Source organism: Arthrobacter rhamnosi (assembly GCF_054510855.1).
In genome coordinates this window covers 50773-71467 of record NZ_JBTNDT010000001.1, presented here as the reverse complement: position 1 = coordinate 71467, position 20695 = coordinate 50773, and the positions used below count along the sequence as shown (strand labels likewise).

Annotated in this window: 21 protein-coding genes; 10 read left to right on the top strand and 11 right to left on the bottom strand. The window is 68.3% G+C overall.

Annotated elements, in window-relative coordinates; all coding sequences use genetic code 11:
- Positions 1-70 precede the first annotated feature (70 nt).
- The 7 genes from ACX80I_RS00395 to ACX80I_RS00365 form a co-directional block, all read right to left on the bottom strand.
- Complete coding sequence (locus ACX80I_RS00395) at positions 71-886, bottom strand: ATP-binding cassette domain-containing protein (RefSeq protein WP_459343230.1); 816 nt, start codon at positions 884-886, stop codon at positions 71-73.
- Between the two features lie 210 nt (positions 887-1096).
- On the bottom strand, positions 1097-1384 hold the full coding sequence (locus tag ACX80I_RS00390) for an EAL domain-containing protein (RefSeq protein ID WP_459343229.1): 288 nt from the start codon (positions 1382-1384) through the stop codon (positions 1097-1099).
- A 40-nt stretch (positions 1385-1424) separates the two neighbouring features.
- On the bottom strand, positions 1425-1682 hold the full coding sequence (locus ACX80I_RS00385) for an ArsB/NhaD family transporter (protein WP_459343890.1): 258 nt from the start codon (positions 1680-1682) through the stop codon (positions 1425-1427).
- 3 nt (positions 1683-1685) lie between these two features.
- Positions 1686-1844 carry a hypothetical protein gene (locus ACX80I_RS00380; RefSeq protein WP_459343228.1) on the bottom strand — a complete coding sequence of 53 codons (159 nt, stop codon included), beginning with the start codon at positions 1842-1844 and terminating at the stop codon, positions 1686-1688.
- 118 nt (positions 1845-1962) lie between these two features.
- Positions 1963-2385 (bottom strand): arsenate-mycothiol transferase ArsC, encoded by a 423-nt coding sequence (locus ACX80I_RS00375; protein ID WP_459343227.1) that lies wholly within the window; start codon positions 2383-2385, stop codon positions 1963-1965.
- A gap of 135 nt (positions 2386-2520) precedes the next feature.
- Positions 2521-2781 (bottom strand): 30S ribosomal protein S20, encoded by a 261-nt coding sequence (gene rpsT / locus ACX80I_RS00370; protein WP_087075755.1) that lies wholly within the window; start codon positions 2779-2781, stop codon positions 2521-2523.
- A gap of 251 nt (positions 2782-3032) precedes the next feature.
- On the bottom strand, positions 3033-3569 hold the full coding sequence (locus ACX80I_RS00365) for a type II toxin-antitoxin system PemK/MazF family toxin (RefSeq protein ID WP_459343226.1): 537 nt from the start codon (positions 3567-3569) through the stop codon (positions 3033-3035).
- 183 nt (positions 3570-3752) lie between these two features.
- Here ACX80I_RS00365 and lepA point away from each other — a divergent pair, with 183 nt between their 5' ends.
- Both lepA and hemW read left to right on the top strand, forming a co-directional pair.
- A complete protein-coding gene (gene lepA, locus ACX80I_RS00360; RefSeq protein WP_459343225.1) occupies positions 3753-5606 on the top strand; it encodes a translation elongation factor 4 in 1854 nt (617 codons plus the stop codon).
- A gap of 30 nt (positions 5607-5636) precedes the next feature.
- The gene (gene hemW, locus ACX80I_RS00355) at positions 5637-6866 is read left to right on the top strand and encodes a radical SAM family heme chaperone HemW (RefSeq protein WP_459343224.1); all 1230 of its coding nucleotides are present in this window, start codon (positions 5637-5639) and stop codon (positions 6864-6866) included.
- A gap of 24 nt (positions 6867-6890) precedes the next feature.
- Here hemW and ACX80I_RS00350 read toward each other — a convergent pair whose 3' ends face one another.
- Entirely contained in the window at positions 6891-7307 is a 417-nt protein-coding gene (locus tag ACX80I_RS00350) for a DUF4870 domain-containing protein (protein ID WP_459343223.1), read from the bottom strand.
- 78 nt (positions 7308-7385) lie between these two features.
- Entirely contained in the window at positions 7386-8237 is an 852-nt protein-coding gene (locus tag ACX80I_RS00345) for a DUF3097 domain-containing protein (protein WP_459343222.1), read from the bottom strand.
- Between the two features lie 164 nt (positions 8238-8401).
- On the opposite strand from ACX80I_RS00345, the gene hrcA reads away from it, so the two are divergent.
- The 3 genes from hrcA to ACX80I_RS00330 all read left to right on the top strand — a co-directional run bounded on the left by hrcA (position 8402) and on the right by ACX80I_RS00330 (position 11425).
- Entirely contained in the window at positions 8402-9415 is a 1014-nt protein-coding gene (gene hrcA / locus ACX80I_RS00340; RefSeq protein WP_459343221.1) for a heat-inducible transcriptional repressor HrcA, read from the top strand.
- A gap of 109 nt (positions 9416-9524) precedes the next feature.
- Positions 9525-10655 carry a molecular chaperone DnaJ gene (gene dnaJ, locus ACX80I_RS00335; protein WP_459343220.1) on the top strand — a complete coding sequence of 377 codons (1131 nt, stop codon included), beginning with the start codon at positions 9525-9527 and terminating at the stop codon, positions 10653-10655.
- A 2-nt stretch (positions 10656-10657) separates the two neighbouring features.
- The gene (locus tag ACX80I_RS00330; RefSeq protein WP_459343219.1) at positions 10658-11425 is read left to right on the top strand and encodes a 16S rRNA (uracil(1498)-N(3))-methyltransferase; all 768 of its coding nucleotides are present in this window, start codon (positions 10658-10660) and stop codon (positions 11423-11425) included.
- A gap of 38 nt (positions 11426-11463) precedes the next feature.
- Here the strand turns inward: ACX80I_RS00330 and ACX80I_RS00325 are convergent, their stop codons facing one another.
- On the bottom strand, positions 11464-12459 hold the full coding sequence (locus tag ACX80I_RS00325; RefSeq protein ID WP_459343218.1) for a GerMN domain-containing protein: 996 nt from the start codon (positions 12457-12459) through the stop codon (positions 11464-11466).
- Between the two features lie 473 nt (positions 12460-12932).
- Between ACX80I_RS00325 and ACX80I_RS00320 the strand changes: the two genes are divergently transcribed.
- From ACX80I_RS00320 to ACX80I_RS00300, 5 genes are all read left to right on the top strand, one after another.
- On the top strand, positions 12933-13967 hold the full coding sequence (locus ACX80I_RS00320) for a PhoH family protein (RefSeq protein WP_459343217.1): 1035 nt from the start codon (positions 12933-12935) through the stop codon (positions 13965-13967).
- Positions 13964-14437, top strand: coding sequence for an rRNA maturation RNase YbeY (gene ybeY / locus ACX80I_RS00315; protein ID WP_087075733.1), 474 nt, complete (start codon positions 13964-13966; stop codon positions 14435-14437). Before ACX80I_RS00320 ends, ybeY begins: the two co-directional genes overlap by 4 nt.
- On the top strand, positions 14434-15744 hold the full coding sequence (locus ACX80I_RS00310) for a hemolysin family protein (RefSeq protein WP_459343216.1): 1311 nt from the start codon (positions 14434-14436) through the stop codon (positions 15742-15744). The genes ybeY and ACX80I_RS00310 overlap by 4 nt, the downstream gene beginning before the upstream one ends.
- Positions 15731-16660 (top strand): GTPase Era, encoded by a 930-nt coding sequence (gene era, locus ACX80I_RS00305; protein WP_459343215.1) that lies wholly within the window; start codon positions 15731-15733, stop codon positions 16658-16660. Before ACX80I_RS00310 ends, era begins: the two co-directional genes overlap by 14 nt.
- 196 nt (positions 16661-16856) lie before the next feature.
- Complete coding sequence (locus ACX80I_RS00300; protein ID WP_459343214.1) at positions 16857-18443, top strand: LCP family protein; 1587 nt, start codon at positions 16857-16859, stop codon at positions 18441-18443.
- 109 nt (positions 18444-18552) lie between these two features.
- Here the strand turns inward: ACX80I_RS00300 and ACX80I_RS00295 are convergent, their stop codons facing one another.
- A complete protein-coding gene (locus ACX80I_RS00295; protein ID WP_459343213.1) occupies positions 18553-20508 on the bottom strand; it encodes a M13 family metallopeptidase in 1956 nt (651 codons plus the stop codon).
- Positions 20509-20695 lie beyond the last annotated feature (187 nt).

Below are 20695 nucleotides of genomic sequence, written 5' to 3'. Positions count from 1 at the left end.
TGTTCCTGTGGGGGTGGAGCTGAAAGAGGTCATGCTGTTGGAAGGGAGTGGAACGGGTGGGGTGAGCCCGTCAGACAACGACGGTGGAGGTGTCCTCAGGTGTTGCGACGTCGGCGGGGATCGCCCCGGTGATCAGACCGACGATCTTTTCGGGGGTGATATCGGCGACGTCACGCGTTGCGATGGTCCTGCCCAGGCGCATGACAGTCACCCGGTCTGCGACCTGAACGAGTTGTTGCATGTTGTGGCTGACGAGGATGACGCTGACCCCGCGGTCGCGGAGCCGACCGATGAGCTCGAGGACCTGCGCGGACTCCCGGACTCCAAGTGCTGCAGTGGGTTCGTCGAGGATGACGATCTGTCGTCCCCAGATCAGTGCCCGGGCGATCGCAAGGCACTGGCGTTGACCGCCGGACATGCCGCGGACCGACACGTTCACGGACTGGATACCAACGCCCAGATCCTTCAGGACCTCGCGGGAGCGTGCCCGCATTCCTTTGTCGTTGACGATATTCAGAGCCCGAAGGAGCGGATTGGAGGAAAGCTCTTCCCGCCCGAGGTACACGTTCTGTACGGCAGACATGGTGTCCACCAGGGCAAGGTCCTGATACACCGTCTCGATGCCGGCCTCGAGCGCATCCGAGGGGCGTCGGAAGGACACTGGCCGCCCTGAGACTTCAATTGATCCGGCATCCGGTGTCACAGCACCGGACAGTATCTTCAGGAACGTGGACTTCCCGGCTCCGTTGTCTCCTACCAGCCCCATGACCTCGCCCCGACGGAGCTGCATGGATGCGGCTGAGAGGGCTACGACGGCGCCGTAACGGCGTTCAATATCTTGTGCCTGAAGGACGGTGTCCTGGGTGGCAGCAGTGGAATCATGCATGAAGACGACCTCTTTGTCGATCTGTAACGTTTTATCTAAAACGATTTAGACGACGATCACACACTGGCGAGCGCTCGTCAAGAGAAGTCGCGCAACACCCTTGTCGGGTGCCCTCACAACATGCTGAAGTCCCTTGCGGCAGCAGTGCTCGACGACGGAGAGAGTCCACAGAACCTCATCGTCGAGTGCCGGTGTGCGGCGCCGAGTCCCTCAGCCCACGGTCCGGGTCGGGTCTGCCCTTGTCCGGCCGAGCTTCAGGCCCATTGTGATCAAGTCCGGCTGGACGTCGACTAGGAGTCCCAGTCCTGCGTGGCCGGCGCCGAGATCGTCAAGGGCCGTCATGAACCCGTGCCGGCGGTAGCCGGTGATGATGTTCCTGATGTGATCGGCGGCGGTGACTTCTATATCCTCGATGAACTCGAACATGATGTTGGTCCTCGGGAGGTTGTACCGCGCGGCCGCGAGCGATAAGAAGTGCCCCTGTCGTTTCTGTTTCACCCGAATCGATCGCGTGTGGTTCTCACACAGCAAGCCGTGGCTACCGGTGTGGGCAAACCTTGTGGGGCCCGCTCGACTGCTGGGGTGCCAAGGAAGAGGTAGGTCGGCGGGAGGCAGCGATCGTCAGGATGACGGCTCCGAAGCCGGCGACGGCCGAAAGCGGGATGTTCGCTGGTTCGGCGGCGAAACAGCCGGCGAGCAGAACGCCGAGAACAATCCAGCCGGCCGTGGAAGTCACCGGATCCCCGGTGGCCGACGCGGGCGCCTGGAGTACGGCAACGTCGAAGTGGCGGGGGATGACTCAATGGAAGAACAGGAGCAGTCCGCCGAGCCTCACAGCGACGGAGACCATGCCGACGGGGATCATCACGACGGCGTAGCGGGCGAAGCTGACGTCGAAGAAGCCCGCGACGACGAACGCGAGTGAAGATCTGGTCGTGAATTCCAGGGCCAGAAGCATCCGGATGGCGATCGGGATGACGCGCCCCAGCCGATGCCGAGCCCTTTGGACTGCCGGAACGCCAGTGTCTCGGTCGTGACGAGACCAGGACGGCGCCTGCAGTCCGAGGGCACATGCGTCAGCGGGTGGTGAGGGTGGCGTGAAGGTCGGTGACACGTTCGAGGATGTCGTCGCGGACCAGGCGCATCCGCTCGATCCCGTCGATGCCGCGCTCGCTGGGCTCGTCGGTGTCCCACCGCTCGTACAGGGTGCCCTCGACCTCGTCGACCTGCGCCTCGGGGCCGAGGATGACGACGAGGTCCGCTCGCTCCTGGTCCTCGACGGTGATCTGCCGGGGGACGTTCCGGCTGATGTCGACCCCTACCTCGGCCAGGACCTGGGCCGAGAGGGCGTTGACCGCAGAACCGGGCTTCGATCCGGCAGAAGCGGTGGCCACGGAGTTCCCGGCGACCTTGTCCATGAGGCCGGCGGCCATCTGGGACTTGCCTCCGTTCTTCACGCAGACGAACAGGACGAAGGGCTTGTCGGCCTTGAAGCTCACGGGGTGCTCGATTCTTTGTGGCGGGCAGCTGCCCGGGAAGTCGGAAGGGGATTACTGGGCTTTGTGAGGATCGACCCGTTAACGACGTAGGGCCGACCCCGTGAGGAGTCGGCCCTACGTCGAAGGGTCCGCAGCTTAGAGCGCGTTGACCTTCTTGGAGATCGCGGACTTGCGGTTCGCTGCATTGTTCTTGTGCAGCACACCCTTGCTGACAGCCTTGTCGAGCTTGCGGCTGGCTGCCTGCAGAGCCGTAGCGGCAGCGTCCTTGTCAGCGCCCTCGACGGCCGTGTTCACGGCGCGGATGGCGGTCTTGAGCTCGGACTTGACCGAGTTGTTGCGCTGCCTCGCCTTTTCGTTGGTGAGGATGCGCTTCTTCTGGGACTTGATATTTGCCACGTATGAGAACTTTCTTTGTATTGCGGACTGGTCGTGAGGGTATTTCGGCCAACCAAGACTGAGCGGCGTGGGGATACCGTATGGCGATTGGCCAAAGTGCCCGGAGACCTGCGCGGACACACAGCTATAAAGGTTACCAGAAACACGCGCGGAACCCGACCCGTGGTGACCCGGGCCAGGGTCGGCAACGGGATGTTCAGGACGACGCGGGTGGCTCGCGGCAGGGGGCGGGGACTTCCCGTGCCCGTGCGCTATGCCAGCAGGTGATCGGGTATCGCTGCGAGGACCTCTTCGAAGCGCCGGCGGGGCAGGACTGCGCCCTCGCGCCTGATGGCCCCGGCGGTGATCCGCAGGAGCCGGTCGACCTTCACCTCGCTCGGGCGCCCCTGCCGGTCCCAGGCCCCCGTGCCGATGTCGACGTACCGCCCGTCGTGGTCGCTGGCGTTGTTGCGGTCTCTGCTCGTCAGCATCAGGCCCAGCAGGTCACCGCCGTCGCGCCCGATGAGGAGCACCGGGCGGTCCTTCCCCTGCGCCGGGTCATCCTCGTAGGGCACCCATGTCCAGACGATCTCGCCCGGGTCGGGCTTGCCGTCGCTCGAGGGTGAATAGGCGAGCAGTGCGTCCTGCCGGCGGCCCGCCGTCCTGCGCGCGGCGGCGGGGGCTGCGGGACCGGCCGACCGGGTGCGCTTCGCACCGCCCCGGCGGGGAGCCTCCGGGGGCGATGCGCTGTTCACCGCCCGGACAACGCGAGTCGCGAGGGACAGGAGGGAGCGGACCGTGATCGCCATGCTGGAATCCTAGGCGGGTAGTCGCCACCGGCCCAGCAGCCGGGGCAGCGATTCCCGGAGCCGTCCGGCCACGTGGGACACTAAGGGGAGTTGAAACGGCGCGAACCAGCCCCGGCCGCCGCCGATGACGGCACGGCTGGGAGCCGCATGCCGCACCCTGTCCCGAAAAAGTGAGGAACCTACGTGTCACCCATGGCCCGCACCGCGCCGGTGCCTGCCTCCACCGATCCGGCGATCATTCGTAATTTCTGCATCATCGCCCACATCGATCATGGCAAGTCCACGTTGGCCGACCGCATGCTCCAGCTCACCGGAGCCGTGGAGCAGCGGGACATGAAGGCGCAGTACCTCGACCGGATGGACATCGAGCGCGAGCGCGGCATCACGATCAAGTCCCAGGCAGTCCGCCTGCCGTGGGAGGTGGACGGCACCGCCTACGCCCTGAATATGATCGACACTCCCGGCCACGTCGACTTCACCTATGAGGTGTCACGCTCGCTCGCGGCGTGCGAAGGAGCCATCCTGCTCGTCGACGCCGCCCAGGGCATCGAGGCGCAGACTCTCGCGAACCTCTACCTCGCGATGGAGAACAACCTCACGATCATCCCGGTCCTGAACAAGATCGACCTCCCGGCCGCGCAGCCGGAGAAGTACGCCGCGGAGCTGGCGAGCCTCATCGGCGGGGAACCCGAGGATGTCCTGATGGTCTCCGGAAAGACCGGCGTCGGCGTCGAGGCCCTCATGGACAAGATCGTGCGCGACCTCCCGGCCCCGACCGGTGACCCGAACGCGCCGGCCCGCGCGATGATCTTCGACTCGGTGTACGACACGTACCGCGGCGTGGTGACCTATGTCCGGGTGGTCGACGGGAAGCTCAGCCCCCGCGAGCGTATCCAGATGATGTCCACGCGGGCCAGCCACGAACTGCTCGAGATCGGCGTCAGCTCACCCGAGCCGAAGCCCTCCAAGGGGCTCGGCGTCGGCGAGGTCGGTTACCTCATCACCGGTGTGAAGGACGTGCGCCAGTCGAAGGTGGGCGATACCGTCACCAACCTGGCCAAGCCTGCCGCGCAGTCGCTGGGCGGCTACCAGGATCCGAAGCCGATGGTCTTCTCCGGCCTCTATCCGCTCGACGGCACCGACTACCCCGTCCTGCGGGACGCCCTGGCGAAGTTCACCCTGAACGACGCCGCGCTCGTCTACGAGCCGGAGACCTCGGCCGCGCTGGGCTTCGGGTTCCGCGTCGGCTTCCTCGGCCTGCTGCACCTCGAGATCACGCGGGAACGCCTCGAGCGCGAGTACAACCTCGACCTGATCTCCACCGCCCCTAACGTGGAGTACGAGGTGACCCTCGAGGACAAGCGCGTCCTGAAGGTCACCAACCCGAGCGAGTACCCGGTCGGGAAGATCGCGGAGGTGCGCGAGCCCATGGTGTCCGCGACCATCCTCGCGCCGTCGGAGTTCGTCGGCGCCATCATGGAGCTGTGCCAGCAGCGCCGCGGCATCCTCGGCGGCATGGACTACCTGTCCGAGGACCGCGTGGAGATCCGGTACCGGCTGCCGCTGGCGGAGATCGTCTTCGACTTCTTCGACCTGCTGAAGTCGAAGACCCGCGGGTACGGCTCCCTGGACTGGAAGGCCGACGGCGACCAGGTGTCCGACCTCGTCAAGGTCGACATCCTGCTGCAGGGTGAACAGGTGGACGCCTTCAGCGCCATCACCCACCGTGACAAGGCTTACGCCTACGGTGTCATGATGACGGGCAAGCTTCGCGAGCTCATCCCGCGCCAGCAGTTCGAGGTGCCCATCCAGGCCGCCATCGGCGCCCGCATCATCGCGCGCGAGAGCATTCGGGCCATCCGCAAGGACGTCCTCGCCAAGTGCTACGGCGGTGACATCACGCGTAAGCGCAAGCTGCTCGAGAAGCAGAAGGAGGGCAAGAAGCGCATGAAGATGGTGGGGCGCGTGGAAGTGCCCCAGGAGGCCTTCATCGCCGCACTGTCCTCCGACGAGTCGAAGGACAAAGCCAAGAAGTGACCCCGTACGGTTTCGAGGGGGCTGGTCCGCGTGCCTAGCGCCCTTCCGCTCGGCCTGCCGGCACCGGAGGACGGCGTGCTGCCCCCTGAGGCAGCCGAGGGCGCGCGCAGCCGCGACTTCTGCCTCTACGTGCACATCCCGTTCTGCGCGGTGCGCTGCGGCTACTGCGACTTCAACACCTACACGGCCACGGAGCTCGGCGGAGGAGCGTCGCAGGACGCGTACGCCGGATCCGTGCTCGCCGAGCTCGCCCTCGGTGCGCAGGTGCTCCGGTCCTCGGGGATGCCGGCACGGCCGCTGTCCACGGTCTTCTTCGGCGGAGGTACTCCGACGCTGCTGCCCGCCGGGGACCTCGCGTCGATCCTTCGGGCGGCGACGGCGCAGTGGGGCCTGGCCCCGGACGCGGAGGTGACCACCGAGGCCAATCCCGATTCGGTGACGCCGGAATCGCTGCGTGTCCTGAAGGATGCCGGCTTCACCCGCGTCTCGTTCGGCATGCAGTCCGCGGTGCCCCACGTGCTCGCCGTGCTCGACCGCACCCACTCGCCCGAACGCGTGCCGCAGGCCGTGCAGTGGGCGCGTGAGGCCGGCCTGAAGGTGAGCCTGGACCTGATCTACGGCACGCCGGGGGAGTCGCTGGAGGACTGGCGGACGTCGCTGTCCACGGCGCTGTCCTACGGCCCCGACCACATCTCGGCGTACGCCCTCATCATCGAGGACGGGACACGGCTCGCGACGCGCATCCGCCGCGGCCAGGTGCCGCCCATCGACGACGACGACCACGCCGACAAGTACGCCCTCGCGGAGGAGATGCTGACGGCCGGCGGCCTGCACTGGTACGAGGTGAGCAACTGGGCGCGGACGCCCGCCGATGAATGCCGACACAACCTCGCCTACTGGCGTGGCAGCGACTGGTGGGGTGCAGGTCCGGGTGCGCACTCGCATGTCGGCGGCACGCGCTGGTGGAACGTCAAGCATCCGCGCCCGTACGCCGAGGCGCTGGATGCCGGGCGGTCACCCGCCGCGGGGCGCGAGATCCTGTCGGCGGAGGACCGCTACGTCGAGGACGTCATGCTGCGCGTGCGGCTGCGTGAGGGGCTTCCGACCGAATCCCTCAGGGCAACGAGCCGCACGGCGGTCGCCGGACTGATCGCCGACGGGCTCGTCGAGCCCGCCGCGGCCTTCGCGGGCCGCGTGGTCCTGACCTTCCAGGGCAGGCTGCTCGCGGACGCCGTCGTGCGGAGGCTGTTGCCGGACTGAGTGCCGGACCGAGCGCGGACGGGCCTAGGGGATCAGGCGCAGGTTCAGGCTGTACCGGTAGGGCCGGCCACGGTTGACCTGGATGCCCGCATTCACCGAGAAGATCGTGATCGTGACCCAGATGAGGGCGTTCACGACGGCGAACACCCCTCCGATCACCGGCACGAGCGACAGGAGCCATGCCGCCAGCGCCAGGAGGGTCGGCGGAAGCGTGAAGTTCAGCGCCTCCTTCGACTCCTGCGCCGTGAACGGGCCCCGGTCCTTGAAGATGAGGTAGATCAGCAGCGAGGGGATGAAGCCCAGGATGCCGCCGAAGTGCGCAAGCGTCGCGAACTGGCGGTCCTCGGACGCAGTCAGGGGAAGGGCATTCGCCGGCGTCCCTTCGAACGCGGGCCGGGACTCGCCCCGCCCGTGGTGCTGCTGGTCGGCGGTGTTGGACAACGTCAATTCCTTTGCTGGCTGGCGGGACTGTTCCCCCGGACTCGATCCAAGGATACGTGGTGGCGGCGCCCGGACTGCTCAGGCAGTGCCCGGGGGCGCGGTCAGGAAGTCGATGACCTCCTCCACCCGGCCCAGCAGCGAGGGCTCGAGATCGGCGTAGGTGCTGACGCCGGCGAGGATCCGCTTCCAGCCATGGGCCACGGCCGCCTGGTCGGAGTGGGGCCAGCCGAGCCCGGCGAGAATCCCGGTCTTCCAGTCCTGGTTCCGCGGCACCACGGGCCAGGCGTCGAGTCCCAGCGCGGCCGGCTTCACCGCCTGCCAGACGTCCACGTAGGGATGGCCGACGATCAGGACGTGGTGGCGTGCCCCCGGCACGGTCATCGCCTGCTGTGCGATCCGGGACTCCTTGGTCCCGGGCAGCAGGTGGTCGACGAGGATGCCCAGCCGCCGCTGGGGACCGGGGCCGAACGCGCGGACCGCGCCGGCGAGATCGTCGACGCCGTGCAGCGGCTCGACGACGATTCCCTCGAGCCGGAGATCGTCCCCCCAGACCTTCTCGACCAGCTCGGCGTCGTGCTGTCCCTCCACCCAGATCCTGCTGGCCCGCGCAGTCCTCGCCCGCGCGCCCTCGACCCGCACCGATCCGGACGCGGTCCGGGTGGACGCCGGCGCTGCGCGCTGCACGGGTGCGACGACGTGGACGGGCTGTCCGTCGAGGAGGAACCCGTGGCCGAGCCGGAACGTCCGGCGTTTGCCACGCCGGTCCTCGAGCACCATCACATGCAGGCCGCCGGACTTCTCGACCCGGACCACTGCGCCGACGAATCCGCTCTGCACGTCCTCGAGGACCGTGTCCTTCTCCACCGGGACATCGGGCAGGCTGACCCGCTTCGGAGCCGTAATATCCTGTGCTCCCCAGCCGTAGTCCATCCCGAGCTGTCCTTCCGCCGAGGGCTTCGGCGGTCTGCCGCGGCCCGGGTTCCCAATGCTAACAATCAGCCCGGACGTACTAGACTTGGCACTTGGGTGTGTCGAGTGCTAATCGCTCGGAGCCGCCCCCACGCCTGTTCCTGCAGACCCGGAGGTGACATCGAATGAGTGAACCGCGACGCCTGGAGGTGCTCCGGGCCATCGTCGAGGACTACGTCCATTCGCGGGAGCCCGTCGGCTCCAAGGCACTGGTCGACCGGCACAAGCTCGGCGTCTCCTCCGCCACCATCCGCAACGACATGGCGGTCCTCGAGGAGGAAGGCCTCATCGCGGCACCCCACACGAGTTCGGGCCGCATCCCCACGGACAAGGGATACCGGCTGTTCGTGGACCGTATCTCCGAGGTCAAGCCGTTGTCCGCGCCGGAGAAGAAGGCGATCCAGACCCTGCTGGAGGGCGCGGAGGACCTCGACGACGTCATGGACCGGACCGTCCGGCTGCTCGCCCAGCTCACGAACCAGGTCGCCGTCGTCCAGTTCCCACGTGTGGGCGGGGCGTCCGTCCGCCACATCGAATTCGTCCTGCTGGCTCCCCAGCAGATCCTCGTGGTCCTGATCGCGACCAACGGCACCGTCCAGCAGCGCATCGTCCGGACGCACGCGGACATCCAGGAAGCCGAGCTCGCGGACCTGAAGCAGCGCATCCTGTCCGCGGTGTCCGGGGTGAGACTCTCGGCGCTGGCCGGTGAGCTGGGCGTCGCAGCGTCGCAGTTGCCTCCCGCGCTGCGGGCGCACGGGGGTACGATCATCAAAGCGCTGGAGCAGCTCGCCGGCCTCGGCCGCGACGACCGGATCCTGCTGGCAGGAACGGCGAACCTCGCCAGATCCACGGGTGACTTCCCGCTCAGCATCGGTCCTGTCCTCGAGGCCCTCGAGGAGCAGGTCGTCATGCTGAGGCTCCTGTCGGAGATGGAGTACGACGCCCGCGGCATCTCGGTGAGGATCGGCAGCGAGAACCCCTATGGTGGCCTGTCGGAGGCCTCCGTGGTCGCGACGGGCTACGGTCCGGACGCCGGGGCGAAGCTCGGGATCCTCGGGCCCACCCGCATGGACTATCCGACGACGATGGCCGCGGTGCGCGCCGTCGCCCGTTACCTCTCGAGGATCCTCGAGGAGTAGCCGGCCCCGTGGCCGTCCCCGGTGTTCCGCCGGCACAACGGTATTCCGCCGGCACGACCGGCGAGCAGAGCAGTAGACAGAAATCTCCAACAGGAAGAGATGTGCACGAGTGAGTAATCACTATGAGGTCCTCGGTGTGGCGCAGGGCGCGACCGGGGAGGAAATCAAGAAGGCGTACCGCAAGCTCGCCCGGAAGCTCCACCCCGACGTGAACCCGGGTGGAGACGCCGCGGAGGAGTTCAAGCGCATCACGCACGCCTACGAGGTGCTGTCCGACCCGCAGAAGCGGCGGATCTACGACACGACCGGCAACGAGAACGGCACGGACAACGGCTACGGTGCCGGCTACTCGGGCTCCGGGTTCGCGTTCCAGGACATCTTCGAGACCTTCTTCGGCGGCGGCGGCCAGCAGGCAGGAGCACCCTCCCGGACCCGACGGGGCCAGGACGCGCTCATCAACGTGCGCATCGACCTCAAGGACGCCGTCTTCGGCACCAACAAGAAGATCGAGGTGGACACCGCGGAGGTCTGCCCCACGTGCGACGGGACCTGCTGCCAGCCGGGCACGTCGCCCCGCACCTGCGACATCTGCGGCGGCTCCGGGCAGGTCCAGCGGGCGGTCCGCTCGATCCTCGGCCAGGTCATGACGAGCGCGCCCTGCGGGACGTGCCAGGGCTACGGCACCGTGATCCCCAACCCCTGCCATGAATGCAGCGGTGAGGGACGCGTCCGCGCACGCCGCACCCTGACCATCAAGGTCCCCGCCGGCGTCAGCACGGGCACCCGCATCCAGCTCGCCGGCCAGGGCGAGGCCGGCATCGCCGGCGGTCCCCAGGGCGACCTCTACGTCGAGATCCGCGTCAACACCGACTCGACGTTCCTCCGCGACGGCGACGACCTCCATGTCACGTTGAGCGTGCCCATGACGGCGGCCGCGCTGGGCACCACGGTGCAGCTGGACACGTTCGACGGCGACCAGGAACTGGTCATCAAGCCCGGGACGCAGTCCGGCGAGATCGTGACCCTGCGCGGGCTCGGCGTCACGCACCTCAGGAACCAGGGCAGGGGAGACCTCCGCGTCCACCTGAATGTCGAGACGCCGCGCAATCTGGACCACCAGCAGGAAGAGCTCCTGCGCAAGCTCGCCGAACTGCGGAACGAGGAGTACACGGACGGCCAGCTCGCCAGCAGCGGTTCCGGCGTGTTCGCACGCCTGCGGGAGCGCCTCGGGAACCGCTGACCATGACGCGTCCCCTGTTCTTCGGGTCGAGCGAGGCCGTTCGCGCGGCCGCACCCGGCGCCCTGTTCGTCCTCGGCGGTGACGAGGGCCGGCACGCCGCCACCGTTCGGCGGCTCGGGACGGGGGAGCGCATCGACGTGTCCGACGGCTCCGGCTACCGGATCGGCGGAGTGATCTCGGCCGTCGGGTCGGGAACCGTCGAGGTCGAGGTGGAGACCGCCGGCCAGGATCCCGCGCCAAAGCACCGTCTGGTGCTCGTCCAGGCCCTGGCGAAGGGTGGTCGCGACGAGCAGGCGGTCGAGTCGGCCACCGAGCTCGGCGTCGATGCCGTGGTGCCGTGGCATGCCGAGCGCAGCATCGTCCGCTGGCGCGGCGACAAGGCCGAGAAGGGCCGGCAGAAGTGGGTGTCCCTCGTGGGCGCGGCGTCGAAGCAGTCGCGCCGATCGTTCGTGCCCGAGGTCCACGCCGTCCTGGACACCTCGGGCCTGGCCGCCTGGGCGTCGACGGTGGACCGGATGGTCGTCCTGCACGAGGACGCCGAGTCCTCCCTCGCCGAGCAGGTCTCGGAGCTCCACGCAGCGGGTGCCCTGGACACACCGTCGTCGACCGCGGTCGTCGTGGGTCCGGAGGGTGGCATCAGTGCGGCCGAGCTGGCGAAGCTGCGCGCTGTCGGTGCTGGTGCGGCCCGCCTGGGACCGCACGTCCTGCGGTCGTCCTCCGCTGGCCCGGCCGCCCTCGTGCTGCTGAACCACCTGTTGGGGCGCTGGTAGCCGACGGCGCCGATGGCCGCCGGCACGAGGCTAGGGGGTTACCTGACGACGACGGACTTCGAGTCCTGTGCCCGGCCGTCCCCGGAGGGCACGGCCACCGTGATCTCGTAGGAGCCGGGCGGGAGCGTCACGGAGAAGGAATAGGCGCCCGGAGCGCCGTCCTCGGGCGAGATCCGGACCGAGCCGTCACGGAAGAGCGAGGTATCTCCTGTTCCGCCGTCCGCCGACCCACCCTCGCTCCGGTCTATCCGCCAGGCGAGCGTCTGCTCCGATGCCGGCCCCACCCCGTGGATGGTCAGGCCGGAGCGGTCGGCTTCGACGCCCTCCTGCGGGTCGATGATCCATACGGGAGCGAGTGTGGACGTATCCCGGGTCCATTCCCCGCCGACGTCCACGGAGCCGAAGGCGCGGTAGCCCGCCGCTCCGTCGACGAGCACGACGACGGAACTGGACTCGCCGCCGGGAATGAGGCCGGCGTTCGAGGCGGCCGCCGTGGCAGTGTAGACGAGCTGCTGCAGGGCCAGGCGTGCGTCGCCTTCTCCGAGGCTCTCGGAGAAGGCGTCCGAGGAGATGTCGAGGGTGATGACGTTCTTCGTGGAGATCGACGAGCTCACGCTCGATGCGGCATGCCACGGCGAGTGATAGTCGGAGTCGAGAGGCTTTCCCGAGGTCATGAGCCGCACCGCGTCGGAGATCGGGTCGCCGGTGGATTCCGGAGCCACGAGGAATTCACGGAACAGCCGGTCGGTCCCTTCGACCTCCCCGAGCCAGTAGACCGGCAGGAGCGGCTGGACGGCGTCAGCGGGCCCCGCTGCCGCGCCCTGGCTCCGGACGGGCGTCTCGGGCTCCCCAGACTCCCCATCGGGGACCGCCGTCGGAAGCGTGACGGGAAGGGTCGTCGTCGGTGCGCTGCCCTGCAGCAGCCCCACCTCGGGAAGGAAGAACACACTGCTCGCCGCGAGCACGGCGCCCGATACCAGGAGCATCCCGCGGAGCCCGAGCCGGTTCTTCTTCAGGGGGTCCTGCTCGTGCATGCCGGCCCCCTTCCGTCAGGCGCGCTGGTGCGCGGGTGGAATCTGTAACGTGGAATCGTCCCGGACGGCCCGACCCGCGGCGTGTGCGCCGGAGGATCAGCGACCGCTCGTGGGCGCGGACCTGCCGGACCTGTTTCAGCTTGGCACAGCGCGCGGAGCACACCAGTGTGAATACAGGCGGTCGACGGGACTGAAACCTGATCGATACGAACCCGTTGCCGATTCGCGACGAAAGTCGAGCGCCGCTCGGTAAGAAGGGAGCTCCCGGCGGCGCGGGAATCAAGGCCCTCCCGCGCCTGTTGACAAATAGGGGATGCCGTAACATTGGCATCTCCGCCGGTGCTGGTGTGCTCCGTCCCGAGGGCGGGATCGGCGGCAGACGACAGCACGAACGGCAGCATGAACCACAGCATGAATGACAGCACAGCACGACTACTCAGACGAGGGGCGATCGAAGGCCGGACGGCCGAGCTATGAGCGAATCTTCAACAGGCATCAACGTGGCAGGACTCGACACACGGACGTTCGTCTTCGACTCGACGGAGCAGATGGTTCAGGCGCTTGGTTCGAACGACGAGGCCCTGCGCCTGATCGAAGACTCCTTCCCCGGCATCGGCCTGCAGGCCCGGGGCAATGAACTGACGATCACCGGTCCCTCGGCGGACGTGCTGCGCACCGAGCGGCTCATCGGCGAGATCCAGACCATGGCCACCAACAATGCGACGGTCTCTCCCCATGTCCTCGAGCAGCTGGTCACGATGCTCAAGACGCAGAGCACTGCCCGGCCGTCGGAAGTGCTGTCCGTGAACATCCTGACCTCGCGCGGCAAGACCATCCGCCCCAAGACGCTCAACCAGAGCACGTACGTCGAAGCGATCGACCGGAACACCATCGTGTTCGGTATCGGCCCGGCGGGTACCGGCAAGACCTACCTGGCCATGGCCAAGGCCGTCCAGGCGCTCCAGCAGAAGGAAGTCAACCGGATCATCCTGACGAGGCCCGCCGTCGAGGCGGGGGAGCGTCTGGGCTTCCTGCCCGGAACCCTCAACGACAAGATCGACCCGTACCTGCGCCCGCTGTACGACGCCCTGCACGACATGATGGACCCCGATTCCATCCCGCGCCTCATGGCGGCGGGAACGATCGAGGTCGCGCCCCTGGCGTACATGCGCGGGCGGACCCTGAACGACGCCTTCATCATCCTCGACGAGGCCCAGAACACGACGCCGGAGCAGATGAAGATGTTCCTCACGCGCCTCGGCTTCGGTTCGAAGATGGTGGTGACCGGCGACGTCACGCAGGTGGACCTCCCCAACGGCACCAGCTCGGGACTGCGGGTCGTCAGCGAGATCCTCCGGGACGTCGACGACGTGTACTTCAGCGAGCTGGACGCCGCCGACGTCGTACGGCACCGGCTCGTCGGCGACATCGTCAGCGCCTACAGCACCTGGGACGACGAACAGCGCGCCGTACAGGCGCGCGTCGGCCGTCCGGGGGTGGCACGATGAGCGTCGAGGTCAACAACGAGTCCGGGTACGACGTCGACGAGGAGTCGCTGGTCCGCCTCGCGAACTTCCTGTTCGAGGCGCTCTTCCTCCACCCCGAGGCCGAGCTGTCGATCATCCTGGTGGACACGGCGGCGATGGAGAAGCTGCACGTCGAGTGGATGGACGAGCCCGGCCCCACCGATGTGCTCTCCTTCCCGATGGACGAACTGCGCCCGGGTACACCCGGGCGCATCACGCCGGCCGGACTGCTCGGGGACATCGTGCTGTGCCCCGAGGTCGCGGCGTCCCAGGGTGCGGCTGCGGGCCACAGCACGAACGACGAGCTGCTGCTGCTGACCACCCACGGTGTCCTCCACCTCCTCGGCTACGACCACGCGGAACCCGAGGAGGAGAAGGAGATGTTCGGCCTGCAGCGGCAACTCCTGTCGGACTTCCTCGGGGGTACCGCACCGCAGGAGACCAGCGCTTGACCATCTGGCTCCTCGGGCTCATGGCCCTGCTCTTCGCCCTCACCGCTGCCCTCGTGACCGCTGCCGAAGCGGCCTTCAGCTACCTCCCGCGGCAGGAGGGCGAGGTCCTGGTCCAGGAGTCGCGCGGTACGTCGCTCCGCCGTATCCTCGAAGCCCCCGTGGCCCACATGCATGCGCTGCGGTTCTGGCGCGTCTGGTTCGAGATGGCAGGGGCCGTCGCCGTCGCCATCCTGTTCCACGACCTGCTGGACAACATCTGGCTCGCCGGGCTCCTGGCGACCGCCGTGATGGCGGCCGTCGGGTTCGTGATCGTGGGAGTCTCGCCCCGCCAGCTCGGTCGGCTGCATGCTCCCGCCGTCGTCCGCCTGACCGCCGGACTGGTGGCGTCCCTCTGCGCCGTCCTCGGACCCATCCCGCGCTGGCTCGTGCGGATCGGCAGCTCGATCACCCCGGGCGCAGCACGGGATGAAGCAGCCTTCTTCACGCAGGAGGAGTTCCGCGAGCTCCTCTCCCGTGCCTCGGACGCCGAGATGATCGAGGACAACGAGGCCGAGCTCATCCACTCGGTGTTCGAACTCGGGGACACGAAGGTGCGCTCCGTGATGGTTCCGCGTACCGACATGGTCACCATCGAATCGGGCTCCACGCTGAACCAGGCGATGTCGCTCTTCCTGCGCTCGGGGTACTCGAGGATCCCCGTCATCGGGGAGAGCTCGGACGACATCAAGGGCCTGCTGTACCTGAAGGACGTCGTCGCGAGCCTGCACGGCCGCCCGGCGTCGAACCTCTCGCGGCCGGTCGACGGGGACTGCAGGCCGGCCCGCTACGTCCCGGAGTCGAAGCCCGTGGGTGACCTGCTCCGGGAGCTGCAGCGCGAATCCACCCACGTGGCGATCGTCATCGACGAGTACGGCGGAACGGCCGGACTCGTCACCCTCGAGGACCTCATCGAGGAGATCGTGGGCGAGATCGTCGACGAGTACGATTCCGAGGTGCCTGAGCAGGAACAGCTCGACGACGGCGGATACCGCGTCAGCGCCCGGATGGGGATCGACGACCTGGGCGAGCTCTTCGGCCTCGACCTCGACGACGAGGAAGTCGACACGGTGGGCGGACTCCTGGCCAAGACCCTCGGAAGGGTGCCGATCGTGGGATCCGAGGTCACAATTGACGGTATAGGCCTGCGGGCCGAGCGCGTGGAGGGCCGACGCAACAGGGTCTCCCACGTCATCGCCTACCGCTTGCCACCCGAGCACACCGAGCAGGACGAACGAGAGACGATAGAGGCTGACAATGAGCGACGCTAAGCACAGGGCCGGATTCGTCTCGCTCGTCGGACGGCCGAACGCGGGCAAGTCCACCCTGACGAACGCCCTGGTGGGGCAGAAGGTCGCCATCACCTCGGCCAAGCCGCAGACCACCCGGCACACCATCCGCGGCATCGTCAACCGGCCCGACGCGCAGATCGTCCTCGTGGACACTCCGGGGCTGCACCGGCCGCGCACCCTGCTGGGCCAGCGCCTCAACGACCTCGTGGCCGACACGCTCGCCGAGGTCGACGCCGTGGGGTTCTGCCTGCCCGCCAACGAGAAGATCGGTCCCGGTGACCGGTTCATCGCCGAGCAGCTGGCGCGGCTCAACCGCAAGCCGCTGATCGCGGTGGTGACGAAGACCGACCTCGTCGACCGCCAGGCGCTGACGGAGCAGCTCCTTGCCGTGTCGAAGCTCGGTACCGATGTGGCGGGCCCCGGGGGATGGGCGGACATCGTGCCGGTCTCAGCTGCCGACGGCTTCCAGGTGGAGACGGTCGCAGAGGTGTTCAGCAACCACATGCCGGAATCGCCGGTGCTGTACCCGGGCGGCGAGCTGACGGACGAGCCGGAAGCCGTCATGGTCGCCGAACTCGTCCGGGAGGCAGCCCTCGAGGGGGTCCGTGACGAGATGCCGCACTCGATCGCGGTCGTGGTCGAGGAGATGATCCCGCGCGAGGGACGCAGCGAGGACAATCCGATGCTCGACGTCCACGTGAACCTCTACGTCGAGCGGCCGTCCCAGAAGGCCATCATCATCGGCAAGGGCGGCGCCCGGCTCAGGGAGGTCGGCACGAACGCCCGTCGGGGGATCGAGGCCCTGCTGGGAACCCGGATCTACCTCGACCTGCATGTCAAGGTCGCCAAGGACTGGCAGCGCGATCCCAAGCAGCTGGTCAAGCTCGGCTTCTAGCCGGCACTACCTCCCGGCCCCGTTCGTTGGGGTCCGGGAACGGGGCCACCGGTCCTGCGACACCTGCTGATCGCCGTCGATCACCGCGCGAGAGGCGCAGCGGCGATCCGGCCGCTGCATCCGGGCCGCGGCGACCGAGGGACAGAACCCCCGCCGGCCTCGGGCCGGCACCGACACCATCCGAAGGAGCCCGGGCATGACCCGCCGAACGTCCCCCGAGGGCGCCGACAGCGCCCGTGATGCCCCTTCGGCAACTGTCCCCGACACGGCAACCGCGCCCGGCACGGCCGGAGGCGCGGACGCGGCCGGTGGTACGCATACGGCGGACGGCCCGCACCCTGCGGGGCGGCACCTCGGCAACGCGCGCCGGAGGCTCAGGGTTACCGCAATCGTGATCGCGTCGGTCCTCGTGGCCGCCGTCGCCTTCGTCGCCGTCCAGGTGATCCGCCTGCAGTCCAACGTGGCCACGATGCCGCTGAACCTCGGCGGGGAATCGGCCCTCCCGGTCGATTCCAGCACCGACCCGCTCCAGATCCTGATCCTGGGTACCGACACCCGGACCGGCAACGGCGGCGAATTCATCGGCGGCGAGGACCTCTCCTCGGGCGAGGGGAACTCGGACGTCATGATGCTGGTGACGCTCTCCGCGGATCGGGAGAACGTCACGGTCGTCTCGTTCCCCCGTGACCTCCTGGTGCCCCTGCCCAGCTGCACCGACCCCGAGACGGGGAACTCGTCCGAGGAGGTGGACCTCGGCCAGCTCAACGGGGCCCTCCAGGAGGGCGGACCGGGCTGCACCGTCGCTGCGATCAACAACCTCACGGGCCTGTCCGTCGACCACTTCATGATGGCGGACTTCAACGCGGTCAAGGAACTGTCCTCCACGCTCGGCGGAGTGGAGGTCTGCGTCGAGGAGCCGGTGGACGACGAATACTCGGGACTGACGCTGCCGGCCGGCACCAGCGAGGTCGAGGGTGACCAGGCCCTGGCCTTCCTGCGCACGCGCCACAGCTTCGGCGACGGCGGCGACACCGGGCGCATCGCCGCCCAGCAGTCCTTCCTGGCGTCCATGGCCCGCAAGGTGCGGGCCGAGGGCACGCTGACGAACCTGCCCAAGCTCTACGCGATCGCCGACACGATCACCCGCAACCTGACCGTCGACGAGGGACTGTCCCAGCCCACGGAACTGCTGAAGATCGCCGACCGTATGAAGAACGTCGACCTCGGAAACATCGCCTTCGTGACGGTGCCGACCGAGGCGTGGGTGGAGGACCCCAACCGGCTGGTCCTCGACGAGGACGGCGCTGCACCGCTCTTCGAGGCGCTGCGCGAGGATCGTGGCCTCACCGAGGCCACTCCGGAAGCCTCGACTCCTGCGCCCGCTACCAGCTCGGCGCCCGCCACTCCCGAGGCCCCGGCTCTCGATCCTGCGGCCGTTCCCGTCCTGGTCATCAACGCCACGACGGACGCCGACCGCGCGGCCGAGGTGCAGCAGCTCCTCGTGGACGCGGGGTACTCGCAGGCCACGACGTACGAATCGGTCCCGGCCGAGACGACGCAGATCCTGTTCGGAACCGGCTACGACGCGGCGGCCGCCGACCTCGCCGACCGCTTCGGGGTTCCAGCGAGCCAGGTGCAGTTCAGCGGAACCGCTGTCGGGATCGAGCTGCTCGTCGGCGCGGACCTGGCCAAGGGATCCCGGGTCGTCGTCCCGCCACTCGGCAGCGAGCTGCAGGGCCAGACGGCCGACCAGGTGACCTGCCAGGCGTCGTCGGGGTTCTAGCCGCAACTGCCCGGCCTGTACCCGGGCGGAAACTCCCGGGTCGGATTCCTGGACGCGCCCCGCCGCACCCGTCGGACGACGGGATGCGACGGGATGCGACGAGGCGGCTCTACCAGATGCGGACCCGCTCCTCGGGCGTGAGCCACAGGCCGTCCTGCACGCCCACGCCGAATGCCTCGTGGAATTCGTCCAGGTTCCGGACCACCTGGTTGCAGCGGAATTCGTTGGGTGAGTGAGGATCGACGGTCAGGCGCCGTGTGGCCTCCTCGGGGCGGATCTTCTGCTGCCAGCAGGTGGCCCAGGACAGGAAGAACCGCTGGGTCCCGGTCAGCCCGTCGACCACGGGTGCCTCGGCGCCTCCGAGGCTCAGGAGATAGGCGCGGTAGCTGATGCCGAGTCCGCCGAGGTCCCCGATGTTCTCGCCCAGGGTGAGCTCTCCGTTCACCGTCCGGCCCGGGACCTCCGAAGGCTCGAGCGCGGCGTACTGTGCGACGAGCCGCCCCGTCAGCGCGTCGAACGCCGTCCTGTCGTCCTCGCTCCACCAGTTGTGCAGACGTCCGGTCCCGTCGAACTGGGAGCCCTTGTCGTCGAACCCGTGCCCGATCTCGTGCCCGATGACCGCACCGATCGCCCCGTAGTTGACGGCGTCGTCGGCCTCGATGTCGAAGAACGGAGGCTGGAGGATGGCGGCAGGGAAGACGATCTCGTTCATCGTCGGCATGTAGTAGGCGTTGACCGTCTGCGGGGTCATGAGCCATGCGCCGCGGTCGATCGGCTGCCCGAGCTTGTCCAGCTGCCTGCGGTGCTCGAACTCCGCTGCGCGAAGGGCGTTGCCGTACAGGTCGGACGGGAGGACCTCGAGCGGCCCGTAGTCGATCCACGTGTCGGGGTAGCCGATCTTCGTGGTGAACTGCGCGAGCTTCTCGAGCGCCCTGGCGCGGGTCGTGTCCGTCATCCAGGTGAGAGCGGTGATGCTCGACTCGTAGGCCGCGATGAGGTTGCCCACCAGCTCGAGCATCGCGGCCTTGTGCGTGGCCGGGAAGTGCCGCTCGACGTAGCGCTGCCCGATGGCCTCGCCCATCGCTCCCTCGACCAGGGCCACACCGCGCTTCCACCGGTCCTTCAACCGCGGGGTCCCTGCGAGGTGCGTGCCGTAGAAGGCGAAGGCGGCGTCGACGAAGCGCTCGTCGAGGTAGTCGGCGGCGTGCAGCAGGACGCGGCTCACCAGCCACTCGCGCCAGGTCCCGAGGTCCTCGGCAGCGAGAGCCTCGTCGAGTCCGCGGACGAAGTCGGGCTGGTTGACCACGAGCTCCGCCGACTGGTGCGGCTCGTCCGTCACGATCCGCAACCAGGGGACGAGGTGACCCGAGAGGCCGGCGACGTCGTCGTGCTGGACCAGGTTGTACGTCTTCTGCGGATCCCGCCGTTCCACACTGCCCATGGACGACGCCGCGAGGCGCGTCTCGAGCGCGAACACACGGTCGGCCGCGCCGACGGGATCCTCCGTGGCGACGAGTCCGAAGAGTGCCGCAAGCAGGTCGCGGTACCTCTCCCTCGTCTCCGCGAAGCCCTCCTCGCGGTAGTACGACTCGTCCGGTAGCCCCAGGCCCGACTGGTACAGGTGGAGCAGGTACCGCTCGGGGTTGCCGGCGTCGTTGCTCACGTAGGGCGCGACGAGGCCCTGGACCCCCGACCGGGTGAGTCCCGCGCTGAGGTCCACGAGTTCCTCGACCGTCCTGATCGCCGCGATCCGCTCCAGCAGCGGCACGATCGGAGCGGCTCCCTCCGCCTCGATGCGGTCGGTGTCCATGAAGTCCGCGTAGAGGATGCCCAGCTTCGCTCCGACAGGGTCCGCCGATCCCTCGTCCGCCCGGGCAGCGTCCTCGATGATCGTGCGGACCGCGAGTTCTGACGCGTCGCGCAACGCGGTGAAGGAGCCCGTCAGCGGACGGTCGTCAGGGATGACCGCCTCCCTCAGCCACACGCCGTTGGCGTGCCGGAAGAGGTCGTCCTGGGGCCGGACCGTCCGGTCGAGATGGTCCGGATCGAGTGTGCTGATCGTCATTGTCGCTTCCCGTTTCCTCGTGTTGCGGGGGAGGGTGGCGCTCGTCCGAACGCCCCGCCAGCCATCCTATGCGCCGTGCTATGGTGGCACTGTGCGCGCGCAGCTGACTCTTCTTCGGTGCCGCGGCGAGGCCATCTAGGACACTCGAGCTACTGGCCAATCCTCGCCGCGGAGTCTGCGTTGCCCG